The following is a 15617-nucleotide window of genomic DNA, read 5'->3' as shown; positions in this document are numbered from 1 at the left end:
GTTCAGTCACACAACAAATGTCGCCGGGACCCGGTGACGCCGCTCTCGACGAGGAGGCCCCCATGGTCCGTCAGCCCACCCCCGAGGACAGGTTCTCGTTCGGTCTGTGGACCGTCGGATGGTCCGCCCGCGACCAGTTCGGCGACGCCACGCGCCCGGACCTCGACCCGGTCGAGTCCGTGCACCGCCTCGCCGAGCTCGGCGCCGCGTACATCACGTTCCACGACGACGACGTCGTGCCGTTCGGCTCCGACGACGCCGAGCGCGACCGCATCCTCGACCGCTTCCGCCAGGCCCTGAAGGACACCGGCATCGAGGTCGAGATGGTCACGACCAACACCTTCACGCACCCGATCTTCAAGGACGGCGCGTTCACGTCGAACGACCGCCGGGTGCGGCGCTACGGCCTGCGCAAGGTCCTGCGCAACGTGGACCTGGCCGCCGACCTCGGCGCGAAGACGTTCGTCATGTGGGGCGGCCGCGAGGGCGCGGAGTACGACGCCGCGAAGGACCTCTACGCCGCGCACGAGCGCTACGCGGAGGGCATCGACACCGTCGCCGCCTACATCAAGAGCAAGGGCTACGACCTGCGCATCGCGCTGGAGCCCAAGCCGAACGAGCCGCGGGGCGACATCCTCCTGCCGACGGTCGGCCACGCCCTGGCGCTCATCGCCCGCCTCGACAACGGCGACATCGTCGGCCTCAACCCCGAGGTCGGTCACGAGCAGATGGCCGGGCTGAACTTCACCACCGGCATCGCGCAGGCGCTGTGGGCGGAGAAGCTCTTCCACATCGACCTCAACGGCCAGCGGTCCATCAAGTACGACCAGGACCTCGTGTTCGGCCACGGCGACCTCTTCTCCGCGTTCGCGACGGTCGACCTGCTCGAGAACGGCTTCCCCAGCGGCGGGCCCCGGTACACCGGCCCGATCCACTTCGACTACAAGCCCTCGCGCACCGAGGACATGCAGGGCGTGTGGGACTCCGCGGCGGCCAACATGTCGACCTACCTCCTGCTCAAGGAGCGCGCCCTCGCCTTCCGCGCGGACCCCGAGGTCCAGGAGGCGCTCGAGGCGGCCGGCGTGCTCGACCTCGCGCAGCCGACCCTGGCCGAGGGCGAGACGCTCGAGGACCTGCTCGCCGACCGCTCGGCGTTCGAGGACCTCGACGTCGAGTCGGTCGCCGAGCGCGGCTTCGGCTTCGTCCGCCTCAACCAGCTGGCCCTCGAGCACGCGCTCGGCGCCCGCTGACCCACCACGCAGGATCGTCGACGGGCGCCGCTGGTGCAGCGGCGCCCGTCGCCTCGGAAGGAAGAACGCATGGCACCTCTGGTCGCCGGTGTGGACTCGTCCACCCAGTCCTGCAAGGTCGTCGTCCGCGACGCCGCGACGGGTGCGCTCGTGCGCTCCGGCCGGGCGGCGCACCCCGACGGCACCGAGGTCCACCCCCACCACTGGTGGGACGCGCTGCAGGAGGCGATCGCCGACGCCGGCGGGCTCGACGACGTCGCCGCCGTCTCCGTCGGCGGACAGCAGCACGGCATGGTGGCGCTGGACGCGCAGGGCGAGGTCGTCCGCGAGGCCCTCCTCTGGAACGACACCCGATCCGCCGGGGCGGCGGCGGACCTCGTCACCGAGCTCGGCGACGGTGACGCGGTCGCCGGTGCGGCGCGCTGGGCCGAGGCCGTCGGGTCCGTCCCGGTCGCCTCGTTCACGGTCACGAAGCTGCGGTGGCTGCGCGACGCCGAGCCGGAGAACGCGGCGCGCGTGGCAGCCGTCGCGCTCCCCCACGACTGGCTCACGTGGCGCCTGGCCGGCCACGGCCCCGCGGGCGAGCAGGACGGTGACCTCGCGGCGCTGACGACCGACCGGTCGGACGCCTCGGGGACCGGCTACTGGTCGCCCGTGACGGAGGACTACCGCCGCGACCTCCTCGCCCTGGCGCTGGGGCGCGACGACGTCGTCCTGCCACGGGTCCTCGGGCCGTCCGAGGTGGCCGGTCGGCTCGCCGGCGGGCAGGCACTGCTGGGACCCGGGGCCGGGGACAACGCCGGCGCCGCGCTGGCGCTGAGCATGCGGCCCGGCGACGTCGCCCTGTCGATCGGCACCTCCGGCGTCGTCTCGGCGGTCACCGGGCGGGCCACCACGGACGCGTCCGGGCTCGTCACCGGCTTCGCCGACGCCTCCGGTGCCTTCCTGCCCCTGGCGTGCACGCTCAACGCGTCCCGCGTCCTCGACGCGGCGGCACGGCTCCTCGGCGTCGACCACGCCGGTCTCAGCGCCCTGGCGCTGTCGGCACCCGCCGGCGCCGACGGCCTCGTGCTGGTGCCCTACCTCGAGGGCGAGCGGACCCCGAACCGGCCCGACGCGACCGGCGCGCTGCACGGCCTGCGCCTGGCGAACACCACGCCGGCCCACCTCGCCCGCGCCGCGGTCGAGGGCATGCTCTGCGCGCTGGCGGACGGCCTCGACGCCCTGCGGGACCAGGGCGTCGACGTCGAGCGGGTCCTCCTCATCGGCGGGGGCGCACGCTCCGAGGCGGTGCGGCGCATCGCACCGTCCGTGCTCGGCACGGACGTCGAGGTCCCCGAGGCGGGCGAGTACGTCGCCGACGGCGCCGCGCGACAGGCGGCCTGGACGCTCGCGGTCGCGACGGACCCGGCCGCCGAGGCACCGCGGTGGGCGGCGTCCGGCACGGAGGTGTTCAGCGCCCCCGCAGCACCGCAGGTGCGCGAGCAGTACGCGGCGGTGCAGGAGCTGACGGCCACCCGGCCCGGCGCCTGACCCCGCCCCCCAGCCGGTCCGCGGCGCGGTCCTGATGAGCACCAGGGACCGCACCGCGGGCCCGTCCCGCGGCTCCGCCGACGGCAGGGAGCCGACGGGGCCCAGGGACGCGACGAGGCCCCGTCCACCGGACGGGGCCTCGTCGTCCTCGTGCGCGCGGGAGCGCGACCGGCGGTCAGCGGTTGTCGAACGCCGCCTTCACCTCGGCCGGGATGCGACCCCGGTCGCTCACCGTGTAGCCGTTCGACCGGGCCCACTCGCGGATCTCCGTGCTGTTCCCCCCACCGGCGCCACCGGACGAGCGGGCCGGACGCCGCCCGGCGCTGCGCGTGCGGCCGCCGACCCGACGGCCGTGGCCGACCCAGGACGCGAAAGCGTCGCGCAGCTTCGCGGCATTCTCCGCATTGAGGTCGATCTCGTACGACACACCGTCGAGCGAGAACGAGACGGTCTCGTCGGCGTCGCCACCGTCGAGGTCGTCGATGAGCATGACGACATTCTTCTGAGCCATGGGGTCAACTTCCTTCAGACGTTTCCAGCGGTCCTGACGAACGCACCATACAGCGAATTCACGTCATCGGGCGCCGGAATGCACAGGGCGTTCCCCATTGTGCTGGGAAAAGCATCCCCCGTCCGCGCGCAAGGCCGGCGATAACGACCCTGCGGGACCGGGACACGCTGTCCCGAATGCGCACCGGAAAGGCGCTCACGACGCCCCTGCGATGCGGCGGCAGGCGCAGTCAGCGCTCGACGCGACCGGCCTCGTCCACGGCGCCGGAATGCCGGCTGCGGGATTCCTCGGCCTCCAGGCGGGCGATCGCCTGGCGCTCGCGCCGGTCCGCGTGGATGACCGCACGCATGACGAACCAGAACACCAGACCCACCCCGATCGAGGGGATCAGCGCCGCCACCACCTGCCAGAGCCCGTCCACCCGACGATGGTACGGCGCCCCACGCACGGCGGGGCACCCGCCCGCGCCGCTCCTCAGGCGAGCGGCTTGACCAGCGGGAACAGGATGGTCTCGCGGATGTTGAGCCCCGTGAGCGCCATGAGGAGCCGGTCGACGCCCATGCCCATCCCACCGGCCGGCGGCATCGCGTGCTCCATCGCCTCGAGGAAGTCCTCGTCCAGGGGCATGGCCTCGTCGTCGCCTGCGGCCGCGAGCCGCGCCTGCGCCTCGAACCGTTCCCGCTGCACGACCGGGTCGACGAGCTCCGAGTACGCCGTCGCGGTCTCGATCCCGCGGATGTACAGGTCCCACTTCTCGACCGCACCCGGAATGCTGCGATGGTCCCGCGTGAGGGGACTGGTGTCGACCGGGAAGTCGCGGACGAACGTGGGCGCGTGCAGGTGGTCGCCCACGTGGTGCTCCCACAGCTCCTCCACGAGCTTGCCGTGATTCATCCGGCGCGGGTCGATCTGCACGTCGAACTGCTCGGCGAGAGGCATGAGGTGCTCGACGGAGGTCTGCGGCGTGATCTCCTCACCGAGCGCCTCGGACAACGAGCCGTACAGGCTCAACGAGGTCCACTCCCCACCGAGCTCGTACTCGGTGCCGTCGGCGAGCGTGACGGCGGTCGTGCCCAGGGCGTCCAGCGCCGCCGTCTGCACCAGGTCGCGCGTGAGCGCAGCCATCGTGTCGTAGTCCCCGTAGGCCTCGTACGCCTCGAGGGTCGCGAACTCCGGCGAGTGCGTGGAGTCGGCGCCCTCGTTCCGGAAGCTCCGGTTGATCTCGAAGACGCGCTCCACGCCGCCGACCACGGCGCGCTTGAGGAAGAGCTCGGGCGCGATCCGCAGGAACAGGTCCAGGTCGAACGCGTTCATGTGGGTCGAGAACGGCCGGGCCGAGGCGCCGCCGTGCTGCACCTGCAGCATCGGCGTCTCGACCTCCACGTAGCCCCTGCGGTGGAAGTTCTCGCGCAGCGAGCGGACGACGGCGGCGCGCAGGCGCACGGTGTCGCGCGCCTGCGGCCGGACGATGAGGTCGACGTACCGCCGCCGGACCCGGGCCTCCTCGGAGAGGTCCTTGTGCAGGACGGGCAGCGGACGCAGGGCCTTGGCGGCCAGGCGCCAGGCATCCGCGAAGACGCTCAGCTCGCCGCGGCGCGAGGAGATGACCGTCCCGTGGGCGAAGAGGTGGTCCCCGAGGTCGACGTCCGCCTTGAACGCGTCCAGGGCCTCCTCGCCCACGACCGCCTGGCTGAGCATCACCTGCAGCCGGTTGCCCTCGCCGTCCTGGATCGTCGCGAAGCACAGCCTGCCCGTGTTGCGGAGGTACATGACCCGGCCCGCGACGCCGACGACGACGTCCGTCTCCTCACCGGCCTCCAGGTCACCGTGGTCGGCACGGACCTGGGCGACGGTGTGCGTGACCGGGACACCGACGGGGAAGGCCTCGCGGCCCTCGGCGAGCATGCGCTCGCGCTTCTCCCGCCGGACGCGCATCTGCTCGGGGAGGTCGTCCTCGATGTGGAGCGGGGTGTTCTCGGCCGTGGTCACCGCGCGAGTTTACCGGCGGGCGCACCGGCGCCCGGTCGCTGCGGCCCGTCCCTGCGCGGCGGGTCAGCCGTCGCGCTCCACCAGGTCCAGGGCCAGGTCGAGGATCGGCGAGGAGTGCGTCAGGGCGCCGACGGAGAGGTGGTCGACGCCGGTCGACGCGACCTCCACCGCCCGGTCGAGGGTGAGGTTCCCCGTCGCCTCGAGCTCGACCCGCTCGCCGCCGTCGCGGGCTCGCACCGCCAGGACGACCTCCCGGAGACGCTCCGGGGGCATGTTGTCGAGCAGGAGGAAGTCGGCGCCCACGTCGAGCGCCTCGAGCGCCTGGTCGAGCGTGTCGGCCTCCACCTGGACCGGGACGTCGGGGAACATCCGCCGGACGGCCTGAACGGCGCCAGCGACGGACCCGGCCGCGACGACGTGGTTGTCCTTGACCATCGCGACGTCGTGCAGCCCCATGCGCTTGTTGGTGCCGCCGCCGCACCGCACGGCGTACTTCTCCAGCTCGCGCAGGCCGGGCGTCGTCTTGCGCGTGTCGAGGACCTGGGCGCCGGTGCCCGCGAGGGCGTCGGCCCAGCGGCGGGTGTGCGTGGCGACGCCGGAGGCGCGGCTGACCAGGTTGAGCAGGGTGCGCTCGCCCACGAGCAGCACCTGCACCGGACCGCGCAGCACCCCGACCACGTCGCCGCGGGCGACGCGGGCGCCGTCGTCGGCGCGGAGCTCCACCTCCGGGACCGCGAGACCGAGCCGCTCGGCCACCTGAGCGAGGACCTCTGCGACGACGGGCAGGCCCGCCACCACGCCGTCCGCGCGCGCGACGAGGCGCGCGGTGCCCGTCTCGGCGGGGTCGACGGTCGCCTGCGTCGTGACGTCCCGACCCGGGGCCGGCCCCAGGTCCTCGTCGAGGGCGATCCGTACCGTGCGCGCGGTCCAGGCGGGGTCGAGGCGAGCGCCCGGGGAGGAGGAGGAGGCGGCGATGTCCACCCCGACACCGTAGGGGACCGTCGCCGTACTGATACCCCAGGGGGTATAGTTGCTTCCTGCACCGACGCCGCTCCCCCCTCCCCGGAAGGACCCCCGATGCCCGGCTTCCTCGACCGCCTCCTGCACCGCGACCCCGACGCCCTGCCTCACACGGTGCGGGTGGACCGGGCGATCGACCTGCTGGACGACGGCGCCGTCCTCGTCGACGTCCGGGAGAAGGACGAGTGGCGCACCGGCCACGCCCCGCAGGCGCGGCACATCCCGCTCGGACGGCTCCAGACGGAGTCGCGGCGCCTGCCGAAGGACGTCCCCGTGGTGGTCATGTGCGCCTCCGGCATGCGGTCGCGCGGTGCAGCCGCGCAGCTGCGCGCGGCGGGGTACCGTGCCACCAGCCTCTCCGGGGGGCTCGCCGCGTGGCGGACGGCCGGAGGGCGCGTGACGAGATGACGGAGGACGCCCCCATGCAGCTCGACCCGGAGGACATGACCCCGGTCATCAACCGCCTGCGCCGGGCCAACGGCCAGCTCAGCGGCGTCATCAAGATGCTCGAGTCGGGCGCCGACTGCGCCGACGTCGTGACCCAGCTCTCGGCCGCGTCCAAGGCGCTGGACCGCGCCGGCTTCGCGATCATCGCCACCGGGCTGGAGCAGTGCCTCCGCGAGGGCGGCGACGACGCCGAGGCCAACCGCGCCCAGCTCCAGAAGCTCTTCCTCTCGCTGGCCTGACGGCTCGGCGGACCCTCGCTCGACGGTCCCCCCGCGCCGCGCTGCCCGGCACCACCCCCAAGGACACCGTCATGAAGAGAGGCGCCCCGTCCGGGTGCACTGCCAGAGCGGCTTCCGCTCCTACCTCGCCCACCGCGTGCTCGACCAGGCCGGGCTGGACAGCGCGATGCTGTCGGGGGGCATGCTGACCCTCCGTGCCGCGCTGCCCGACCTCGTCCTCGAGCGCGGCTGACGCACCGACCCTCGGAGGCCACCACCGTGCAGGAGATCGACGTCCACGCGCTCGCCGCGCGCCTCGCCGCCCCGCAGCCCCCCGCCGTCGTCGACGTCCGGGAGGAGCACGAGTTCGCGGCGGGCCACGTGCCCGGCGCGCGCAACGTCCCGCTGTCGCAGCTCGTCGACCGCGTGCAGGAGGTCACCACGCTGCCCGGCGAGGTGCTCCTCATCTGCGAGTCGGGCGGGCGCTCGGCGCAGGTGACCGCGTGGCTGGGCCAGCAGGGGTACGACGTGACGAACGTGGCCGGCGGGACCGGCGCGTGGCGCGCGCACGGCTTCCCCGTCGACCACCCCTGACGGTCCGTCGGCCCGTCAGTCGAAGGGGCCTGCGGAGGTCAGCGGTCCGTCACGCCACCGGAGCGCGCCGTCGGGGTCGAGCGTGCCGACGAGCCGCCGGGACCACGCCGCGTCGTCGGCCGCGGGGAAGTCCTCCCGGAAGTGGCCGCCGCGGGACTCGGTGCGGCGCGTCGCGGCGTCGGTGAGCAGCACCGCGACCTGGTGGAGGTTCGTCGTCTCCCACTCGGCGACCTGCGGTGCGGCGACCACCCCCGGGACGGCGTCGGCGCGGGTCGGGATGGCCGCGAGACCCTGGGCGGCGCCCGCGAGCGCGGCGGCGTTGCGGATGACGCCGGGGCCGGACTGCGCGAGCCGCTGGACACGCGGGCGGACGGTGGCCGCCACGAGTGCCGGCTCACCCGGGCGGTCGACGGCGTCGCGCTGCGGCACTCCGACGACGTGCCGGGCGATCCGCTCCGCCGCCCGGTGCCCGAAGACGACGCCCTCCAGCAGCGAGTTCGACGCGAGCCGGTTCGCGCCGTGGACCCCGGTGCAGGCGACCTCGCCCGCGGCGTAGAGGCCGGGCACCGTCGTGCGGCCGTCGAGGTCGGTGAGCACACCGCCGGAGTGGTAGTGCTGGGCAGGGGCGACCGGCACGAGGTCGGTCGTGAGGTCGATGCCCTCGGTGAGCAGGCGCTCGTGAATCGTCGGGAAGCGCCCGCGCAGGAAGTCCGGGCCGAGGTGCCGCGCGTCGAGGAAGACGTGGTCCGCCCCGGTCTCCGCCATGCGCCGGACGATCGCGTGGGCCACGACGTCCCGCGGCGCGAGCTCGGCCATCGGGTGCAGGGCGGGCATGAAGCGGACGCCGTCCGTGTCGAGCAGGAGGGCGCCCTCCCCCCGCACCGCCTCCGAGACGAGCGGGAGCTGCCCCTTGACGCCCGCGCCGAGCCACAGGACCGTCGGGTGGAACTGGACGAACTCGACGTCCGCGACGGCGGCACCCGCCCTCAGCGCCGCAGCGAGCCCGTCGCCCGTGGCCTGGGCGGGGTTGGTCGAGGAGGCGTACACCTGGCCGATCCCGCCCGTGGCCAGCACGACGGCACGCCCCAGCGCCGCGCCGACGCCGTCTCGGCTGCCCTCACCGATGACGTGCAGCGTGACCCCGCACGCCGGGCCCGGGCGGCCGTCCGCGTCGGGCGCGGCGGTGAGGACGTCCAGGACCAGCGCGTGCTCGATCACCTCGATGCCCGGGTCGGTGCGGACCGCCTCGAGCTGGGCGAGGAGGGCACGGGAGATCTCCGCGCCCGTGGCGTCGCCGCCGGCGTGCGCGATGCGGTCCGCGCCGTGCCCGCCCTCACGGGTCAGGGAGATGCGGCCGTCGGGGTCGGTGTCGAACCGCGCGCCGGCCGCGACCAGCTCCCGGACGCGGACAGGCCCCTCGGAGACGAGCACGTCGACGGCGGTGGGGTCGCACAGCCCGACGCCCGCCGTGAGCGTGTCGGCGCGGTGCGCGGCGGGCGAGTCGTCGGGGTCGAGGGCGGCCGCGATCCCGCCCTGGGCCCACACGGTCGAGCCGGAGGCGAGCCGGCCCTTGGTCACGAGCAGCACGCGGTCCACCCGGCGGCGCAGGCGGAGGGCCGCCGTCAGCCCGGCGATGCCGGACCCGACGACGACGACGTCGGCCCGGGCGACCCAGCCCGGGGCCGGCGCGGCGAGCGTCCGCGCCAGCCTCACCGTGCTCCCCAGGGCAGGGCGGAGGTGAGGAGCCGGTCGGACGCCACCCCGGAGGGCACCCCGTCCGCGGCCGCCCCCGGGTCCGCACCCTGCTCGACGGGGCGGTTCGCGGCGTCGACGTGGACGACGTGGGGTGCGTACGCCCGCGCCTCGGCGTCCGGCAGGAGGGCGTACGCGATGAGGATGACGACGTCCCCGGGGTGCACGAGGTGGGCGGCCGCGCCGTTGACGCAGACGACGCCGGAGCCGCGCTCCCCGGCCAGCGCGTAGGTCGTCAGGCGGGCACCGTTGGTGACGTCGACGACGTCGACCTGCTGGCCCGGGAGGATGTCGGCGGCGTCGAGCAGGTCGAGGTCCACGGTGACCGAGCCCACGTAGTGCAGGTCGGCGGCCGTGACGGTGGCGCGGTGGATCTTCCCCACCATCATGGGTCGCAGCCCTCCGGTGGTGAGGCCCTGCTGCCTCGGCTCGTGCTGCGTCACTGTCCGGTCCCGTCCTGTCCCGAGATCCGGTCCTCGCCCAGGCGCAGGACCGCGTTGTCGATGAGCCGCGTGCTGCCGACGCGCGCCGCCAGGACGAGGACGGCCTCGCCGCGGTGCGTCGCGGGGACGTCGTGGGCGTCGACGGGGTCGACGAGCGCCAGGTAGTCGACGACCACGCCCGGCTCGCCGTCGAGCACACGCCGGGCGGCCGCCAGGACCGCGTCGGGGCCGGCGCCGGCGTCCGCCACGGCCCGCTGGGCGTCGCGCAGCGAGCGGGACAGCGCCAGCGCGCTCTCCCGCTCGGCCGGCCCGAGGTAGGCGTTGCGGGAGGACAGCGCGAGCCCGTCCGGGTCGCGCACGGTGGGTCCGGCGAGGACCTCGACGGGGACGTCCAGGTCACGGACCATCCGCCGGACCGCCATGATCTGCTGCGCGTCCTTCTGGCCGAACACGGCGACGTCGGGCCGCACGAGGTGGAGCAGCTTGAGCACCACCGTGAGCACGCCGTCGAAGTGGCCGGGACGGTGGGCGCCCTCGAGCCGGTCCCCGAGAGGCCCGGCGCTGACGCGCACGACCGGCCCGCCGTCGGGGTACACCTCGTGCACGTCCGGCGCGAAGACGACGTCGACGCCCTCGGCCGCCAGCAGGGTGACGTCGCGGTCGAGGTCGCGGGGGTAGCGCGCCAGGTCCTCGGCGGGGCCGAACTGCAGGGGGTTGACGAAGATCGTCACGACGACCTCGTCGGCGTGCGCCCGCGCGAGCCGCACGAGCGCCAGGTGCCCCTCGTGGAGCGCGCCCATCGTCATGACGACGGCGCGGCGGCGGCCCTCCCCCGGCGCGCCCAGGACCGCGCCGAGCTCTGCCCGCGTCCGGACGAGCAGGGGCGCGGTGGGTGCGGCACCCGGCACGGGCGCGCTGGGTGCGGCGCCGGGCGGGCCCGTCGGCACGGGGGGCGCGGCGGGGGCGGCGCTGTCGTTCATGTCGGGTCCTCCTGACCGCCGGCCCGCGGCTCGGCGAGCACGTCGAGCAGCCGCTCGGCCTGCTGGGTGGTGATGCGGTGCCCCGTGAGGGAGCGACCCGTGGCCGCACGGGCGAGGGCCCGGTAGGTGCCGGGCAGGTCCGCGGCGGCGCCGTCCCTCCCCGCCAACGCCGCGAGCTCGCGCAGGTGGGCGGCGACCGTGCCGGCGTCCCCGCGCACCACCGGGCCGGTGAGGGACGAGACGCCGCTCGACCCTACGGCGGTGCCGTCGCCGGCCGTGCCCGAGCCCCGCACCGCGCTGTCCAGGGCGGCGGAGAGCAGCGGCCCGAGGACGCGGTCCGGCGCCTCGACCCCGGCCGCGGCGAGGGCCTGGGCGGCCTGCGCGACGAGCACGACGAGGTGGTTCGCGCCGTGCGCGAGGGCCGCGTGGTAGAGCGGGCGCATCTCCTCCGCGACGACGACCGGCTCGCCCCCCACCTCGACGACGAGCGCCTGCCCGATGGGCAGCACCGGCCCCGCCGCGGTGACGGCGAACGTGCAGCCGACCAGGCGACCGAGGTCCAGCGACGTGCCCGTGAAGGTCATCGCCGGGTGGAGAGCCAGCGGGATCGCCCCGGCCGCGCGCGCAGGGGCGAGGACGTCCGTCCCGAGCGCGCCCGCGGTGTGCACGACGATCTGGCCCGGCTGCCACGCGCCGAGGGTCGCCAGCCCGCGCACCAGGTCCGGCAGGGCGTCGTCGGGCACGGTGAGCAGCACGAGCTCCGCGCGCTCGACGACCTGCGGCACCTCCAGGTGCTCGACACCCGGCAGCAGGGTCGCGATCCGCTCCCGGCTGTCCGCCGAGATGCCGCTCGCGCCGACGACGGCGTGCCCCGCGGCGCGCAGCGCGCTGCCGAGGACCGCGCCGACGCGCCCCGCACCGACGACGCCGACACCGAGCCGGCCGGGTGCCGAGCTCACGAGGGCGGCGCCGGTGGCCCCGGCGGGTCGGAGGGCGGGATGGACGACGGCGACGGCGGAGGGACCGGTGAGGAGGGGTCCGCGGGCGGCGCCGGCCGCGCGGCGTCCTCGGCCACCAGGGCGACCGCCTCGCGGACCTCCGCGGGCTGACGGTCCGCCTCCGACTGGAGCTGGTCCATCCAGCGCTCGGGACCCGCGGCGGCACGGGCGGTCCGCGCGCGGTGGGCCTGCTCGAGCATGAGGTCGCCCGCGACGACGTGGTCGAGGTGCGGCACCTGCGGAGAGACGGGTCCCGGCGTGGAGTGCAGCGCGAACGACGCGAGGCCGAGGCGACGCTGCCAGGGTCCCTGCACGAGGCCGAGCGACTGCGTGCGCTCGTGCGGGACCACGGTCAGGCGACGCACGATGCGACCGCTGCGCGCCAGCAGGGCGCGCTCCGTGAGCGCGAAGCCGTTGCGCCGCCAGGCCAGCGGGTCCAGCCACCGGGCGCGGCGGGGGCTCGTGACGAAGCCGCCGTCGGCACCGTCCCCGGACAGCGCCTGGTCCAGCACGGCCCGGGGGTCGGACGCCCCGAGGTCCGGCAGGACGAGCCAGAGCGCCAGGAGCGCGTCCTCCCGGTCGCCGACGGGCAGCAGCACGCTCTCGTCCTGCTGCTCGCTCACGGCGTAGCCGGCGACGTTGACCTGCACCCGCCACCAGTCCCGTCGGCGCCAGAGCAGGGGCTGGACGAGGCTCACCGCCTGGACGCGTCCGGGCGGCAGCGTCTGCGCCCGCGCCGAGGTGAACCCGTGCCGCAGCCGGATGCCGTCCGGGGAGAGCGCCGCCCGGAAGCCGAACTCGCTGTTGAAGCGCTGCACGAGGTAGCCGACGCTCGCCAGCAGCACCGGGAAGGCGGCCAGCACCGGCCCCACCTCACGCATCACCACGGCGACGACCAGGACCGCCGCCACCGTGACCGCCGCCGCGATCGCCGCGCCCGAGAGCACGATCGACGCGACGAGCCGGCCCGGCGGCACGGCGATGAGCTCGCGCTCCGGCGCGGTGGGCGCGAGCACCCGGGCCGCCCCCGCACCCCCGCCGCCACGGGGGGCGTCACCACCGGCACCATCGACACCGGCAGCACCCTCACCGCCGGCACCGGTGCGTCCGAAGCGCACCCCGGCCGCGCGCGCCAGGATCTCCGCGCGCAGCTCCTGCGCCTCGCTCTCGCGCAGGAACGACAGGGCGACGCCGGAGTCGGACCCTCCCGCGACCTCCACCTTCAGCTCCGCCAGGCCCATGATGCGGGCGAGCAGCGGCTGGACGACGTCGATCGCCTGGATCCGGTCCAGCCGTGCGGCCCGGTGCTGGCGGAACAGCACGCCCTGGCGCAGGTGGACGGCCTCGTCGCCGATGGCGTACCGCGTCATCCGCCACGCCAGCGCGGAGTACCCGACGCCGGCGAGGAGCACCAGGCCCATGAGGGCGAGGACGGGCCACCAGCCGACGGCGTCCACGGCGCGCTGGGCCGACGTGACGTTGACCGACACCTGCTGACCGGCCACGAAGAGCAGGACGACGAAGATCTTCCAGCCCTTGACCACGGGTGTCACGGGGTGGAACCGCTGCCATCGCAGCTGGTCGTCGGCCCCCGCCGTCCCCACGTCCACCGGGGCGGGACCGGCCACGCCGCTCACAGACCCGCCAGCCGCGCCTCGCCGCGCGCCGCGAGACGGTCGCGCAGCCGCGCCGCCTCCTCGGGCGCCAGTCCCGGGATCACGGCGTTGGTCGAGGCCGCCGCGGTGTGCAGCTGGAGCTTCGCGATGCCGCCCCACCGGTCGAGCGGGCCGGCCTGGACGTCGACGAGCTGCATGCGCCCGTACGGGACCACCACGAGGGCCCGGAAGAGGATGCCGCGACGGATGAGCAGGTCCTCGTCCCGCTCGGCGTAGCCGAGCGCCCGGACCTGCCGCGGCACCAGCACCGCGGCCCACAGCCCGACGGCGACCACGGCCGCCGGCAGCACCCAGGTCCAGGTCACCGGCGCGAGGACCGCGATCGCGAGCGTGATCAGCAACGGCACCGCGAGGCCGATCGCCGTCGAGATGAGGCGCACCGTGGTCAGCCGGGGCGACACCGGCTGCCACACGACCCCCTGCGGGTCGAAAGGACCGTCGTTCATCCGTCCATCCTTGCACCGGGGACCAGCGCCCCGGACCGTCCCCTCGACCCCCGGGTCGGGCGCGCCCTCGGACCGCGCCCTCAGACGGCGCCCTCGGTCACCGTCCCGTCCGGGCCGTCCGCGTCGTCGTCGTCGCTGTCCCGGATCTCGCACCACCGCTCGGCGACGAGGCCGGCGACGACGAGCAGGAGGGCACCGCCCCCGGCCACCGCTGCCGACACCGCGACCTCGCGGCGGGCGTCGATGGCCAGGTCGCCGACGACCAGCAGCGCGTGGGCGGCGTACCAACCGGTGAGGAGCGCACCGGTGTGGGCCGACGCGGTGGCGAGGACGACGGTGCGCGCGGCGACGATGGGGTCCGTCCCGCGGCGACGCCCCTCGCGGACCTGGCGGACCTGCCAGCCGAGGACCAGGACGACCGCGGCCAGCAGCGCCACCACGACCGCCGACAGGACGGGGATCGCGAGCACGGTCCCGCCGCGGCTCTCCACGACCCGCAGCACCAGCAGCGCGAGCGCCGCCGTGACGAGCGCGACGAGCAGCAGGCGCGTCCAGGGCGTCCTGCGCATCAGCCGGCCTCCGGGGCGTTCCACCAGTCCAGCGCCATCCACCGGATCCCCTGGCGGTCGGGGGCGGTGCGCGCGAGCAGCGCCACCGGCCCGCCGCCCAGGCCGGGCAGCACGGCGTCCGGGTCGACCTCGGCCCACGGCTGGAGGACGAACGCCCGCTCGTGCGCGCGCGGGTGCGGCAGCTCCAGGTCGTCCGTCACCGCGAGGGTCCTGCCGTGCAGGACGATGTCGATGTCCACCGTGCGGGGGCCCCAGCGCACGAGCCGCTCGCGCCCGTGCCCGGCCTCGATCGCCTGGCACGCGCGCAGCAGCGCCCGCGGGGCCAGGGTGGTGCGCCCGAGGACGACGGCGTTGAGGTAGTCCGGCTGGTCCGGCCCGCCGACGGGCGCGGTCCTGACGAGGGGCGAGACCGCGGTGAGCTCGAGCCCCTCGAGGGCGGCGAGGTCCTGGAGCACGTCGTGCAGCGTCGTCTCGCTGGCGCCGAGGTTGGAGCCGAGCGCCAGGACGACGTCGACGGGCTCGGCGGGGGGCACGTCCAGGTGGTCCCCCGGCTCCTGCCGGACCGTCGGCAGCGAGGCCACGTCCACGGCGGCGAGCACGTCCGCGAGCACGACGAGACCGGGTCCGTCCGCGGCCGGGGTGTCGGGCCCGCGCTCGGGGGCCGCGCCGCCCCGCTCGACGTCGCCTGTCGTGCCGTCCTCGGGCGCGCCGGCCGCGTGGCGACCGGCCCGCCGCCCCACCACGGGCGGCCGTGCGCGGCCGCGGTGGATCTCGACCGTGACGTCGGAGAACGGCACGGGGATCGGCGCCTGCGGCTTGTGCAGCACCACGTCGACGGCGGTCACGCCGGCGTGCTCGAGGACGACCGCGGCGACCCGCTCGGCGACGGTCTCGATGAGGTCCACCGGGTCGCCGGAGAGCACGGCCGCGACGGCGGAGGAGACGGCGCCGTAGTCCACCGTCAGGTCGAGCCGGTCCTGCGCCGCCGCGGGGCGCGTGTCGACGTGCAGCACGACGTCGGCGACGAACGTCTGCCCGTCGCGCCGCTCGTGCTCGAAGACCCCGTGGTGGCCGGTCGCCGTGATGCCGCTGATCCGGATCCGGTCCGCGGCGCCGGACGCGCCGGCGTCCGCCGTCGGGGTGCTCTCCCACGTCGCGGCCGTGTCGTCGTCGTGCACCGGTCCTCCCGAC

At 75.5% G+C, this 15617-nt stretch carries 18 protein-coding genes; 6 read left to right on the top strand and 12 right to left on the bottom strand.

Features of this window, described 5'->3' with window-relative positions; genetic code table 11:
• The first annotated feature begins 62 nt into the window (after positions 1-62).
• Together xylA and xylB are read left to right on the top strand one after the other, a co-directional pair.
• Positions 63-1250, top strand: coding sequence for a xylose isomerase (xylA, locus tag LG379_RS13530; RefSeq protein WP_225755117.1), 1188 nt, complete (start codon positions 63-65; stop codon positions 1248-1250).
• Positions 1251-1319: 69 nt separating this feature from the next.
• On the top strand, positions 1320-2783 hold the full coding sequence (gene xylB / locus LG379_RS13525; RefSeq protein WP_225755116.1) for a xylulokinase: 1464 nt from the start codon (positions 1320-1322) through the stop codon (positions 2781-2783).
• A 175-nt stretch (positions 2784-2958) separates the two neighbouring features.
• On the opposite strand, the gene LG379_RS13520 is transcribed toward xylB, so the two are convergent.
• The 4 genes from LG379_RS13520 to nadC all read right to left on the bottom strand — a co-directional run bounded on the left by LG379_RS13520 (position 2959) and on the right by nadC (position 6258).
• Complete coding sequence (locus LG379_RS13520) at positions 2959-3294, bottom strand: Lsr2 family protein (RefSeq protein ID WP_225755115.1); 336 nt, start codon at positions 3292-3294, stop codon at positions 2959-2961.
• Between the two features lie 229 nt (positions 3295-3523).
• The gene (locus tag LG379_RS13515; RefSeq protein WP_225755114.1) at positions 3524-3715 is read right to left on the bottom strand and encodes a hypothetical protein; all 192 of its coding nucleotides are present in this window, start codon (positions 3713-3715) and stop codon (positions 3524-3526) included.
• 53 nt (positions 3716-3768) lie between these two features.
• On the bottom strand, positions 3769-5229 hold the full coding sequence (gene lysS, locus LG379_RS13510; protein WP_225755362.1) for a lysine--tRNA ligase: 1461 nt from the start codon (positions 5227-5229) through the stop codon (positions 3769-3771).
• Between the two features lie 117 nt (positions 5230-5346).
• Positions 5347-6258: a carboxylating nicotinate-nucleotide diphosphorylase gene (gene nadC, locus LG379_RS13505; RefSeq protein ID WP_225755361.1), complete on the bottom strand. Its 912-nt coding sequence runs from the start codon at positions 6256-6258 to the stop codon at positions 5347-5349.
• A 102-nt stretch (positions 6259-6360) separates the two neighbouring features.
• Between nadC and LG379_RS13500 the strand changes: the two genes are divergently transcribed.
• The 4 genes from LG379_RS13500 to LG379_RS13485 all read left to right on the top strand — a co-directional run bounded on the left by LG379_RS13500 (position 6361) and on the right by LG379_RS13485 (position 7562).
• Positions 6361-6711: a rhodanese-like domain-containing protein gene (locus tag LG379_RS13500; RefSeq protein ID WP_225755113.1), complete on the top strand. Its 351-nt coding sequence runs from the start codon at positions 6361-6363 to the stop codon at positions 6709-6711.
• A gap of 14 nt (positions 6712-6725) precedes the next feature.
• The gene (locus tag LG379_RS13495) at positions 6726-6989 is read left to right on the top strand and encodes a metal-sensitive transcriptional regulator (RefSeq protein WP_225755112.1); all 264 of its coding nucleotides are present in this window, start codon (positions 6726-6728) and stop codon (positions 6987-6989) included.
• Positions 6990-7083: 94 nt separating this feature from the next.
• Positions 7084-7221: a hypothetical protein gene (locus LG379_RS13490; RefSeq protein WP_225755111.1), complete on the top strand. Its 138-nt coding sequence runs from the start codon at positions 7084-7086 to the stop codon at positions 7219-7221.
• 26 nt (positions 7222-7247) lie between these two features.
• Entirely contained in the window at positions 7248-7562 is a 315-nt protein-coding gene (locus LG379_RS13485) for a rhodanese-like domain-containing protein (RefSeq protein WP_225755110.1), read from the top strand.
• 15 nt (positions 7563-7577) lie between these two features.
• Here the strand turns inward: LG379_RS13485 and LG379_RS13480 are convergent, their stop codons facing one another.
• From LG379_RS13480 to folK, 8 genes are all read right to left on the bottom strand, one after another.
• Entirely contained in the window at positions 7578-9275 is a 1698-nt protein-coding gene (locus tag LG379_RS13480; RefSeq protein ID WP_225755109.1) for an L-aspartate oxidase, read from the bottom strand.
• Positions 9272-9703 (bottom strand): aspartate 1-decarboxylase, encoded by a 432-nt coding sequence (panD, locus tag LG379_RS13475; RefSeq protein ID WP_225755360.1) that lies wholly within the window; start codon positions 9701-9703, stop codon positions 9272-9274. The genes LG379_RS13480 and panD overlap by 4 nt, the downstream gene beginning before the upstream one ends.
• A 50-nt stretch (positions 9704-9753) precedes the next feature.
• A complete protein-coding gene (gene panC, locus LG379_RS13470; protein ID WP_225755108.1) occupies positions 9754-10737 on the bottom strand; it encodes a pantoate--beta-alanine ligase in 984 nt (327 codons plus the stop codon).
• Complete coding sequence (locus LG379_RS13465; protein ID WP_225755107.1) at positions 10734-11696, bottom strand: Rossmann-like and DUF2520 domain-containing protein; 963 nt, start codon at positions 11694-11696, stop codon at positions 10734-10736. The genes panC and LG379_RS13465 overlap by 4 nt, the downstream gene beginning before the upstream one ends.
• The gene (locus LG379_RS13460) at positions 11693-13363 is read right to left on the bottom strand and encodes a PH domain-containing protein (protein ID WP_225755106.1); all 1671 of its coding nucleotides are present in this window, start codon (positions 13361-13363) and stop codon (positions 11693-11695) included. The genes LG379_RS13465 and LG379_RS13460 overlap by 4 nt, the downstream gene beginning before the upstream one ends.
• A 5-nt stretch (positions 13364-13368) precedes the next feature.
• Complete coding sequence (locus LG379_RS13455; protein WP_225755105.1) at positions 13369-13857, bottom strand: PH domain-containing protein; 489 nt, start codon at positions 13855-13857, stop codon at positions 13369-13371.
• Between the two features lie 80 nt (positions 13858-13937).
• A complete protein-coding gene (locus LG379_RS13450) occupies positions 13938-14426 on the bottom strand; it encodes a DUF3180 domain-containing protein (RefSeq protein ID WP_225755104.1) in 489 nt (162 codons plus the stop codon).
• Positions 14426-15604 carry a 2-amino-4-hydroxy-6-hydroxymethyldihydropteridine diphosphokinase gene (gene folK / locus LG379_RS13445; RefSeq protein WP_225755103.1) on the bottom strand — a complete coding sequence of 393 codons (1179 nt, stop codon included), beginning with the start codon at positions 15602-15604 and terminating at the stop codon, positions 14426-14428. Before folK ends, LG379_RS13450 begins: the two co-directional genes overlap by 1 nt.
• Positions 15605-15617: the final 13 nt, after the last annotated feature.

It is taken from the genome of Actinotalea sp. Marseille-Q4924 (genome assembly GCF_916618755.1).
Lineage (GTDB): Bacteria > Actinomycetota > Actinomycetes > Actinomycetales > Cellulomonadaceae > Actinotalea.
This window is presented reverse-complemented; position numbering and strand designations above follow the sequence as displayed.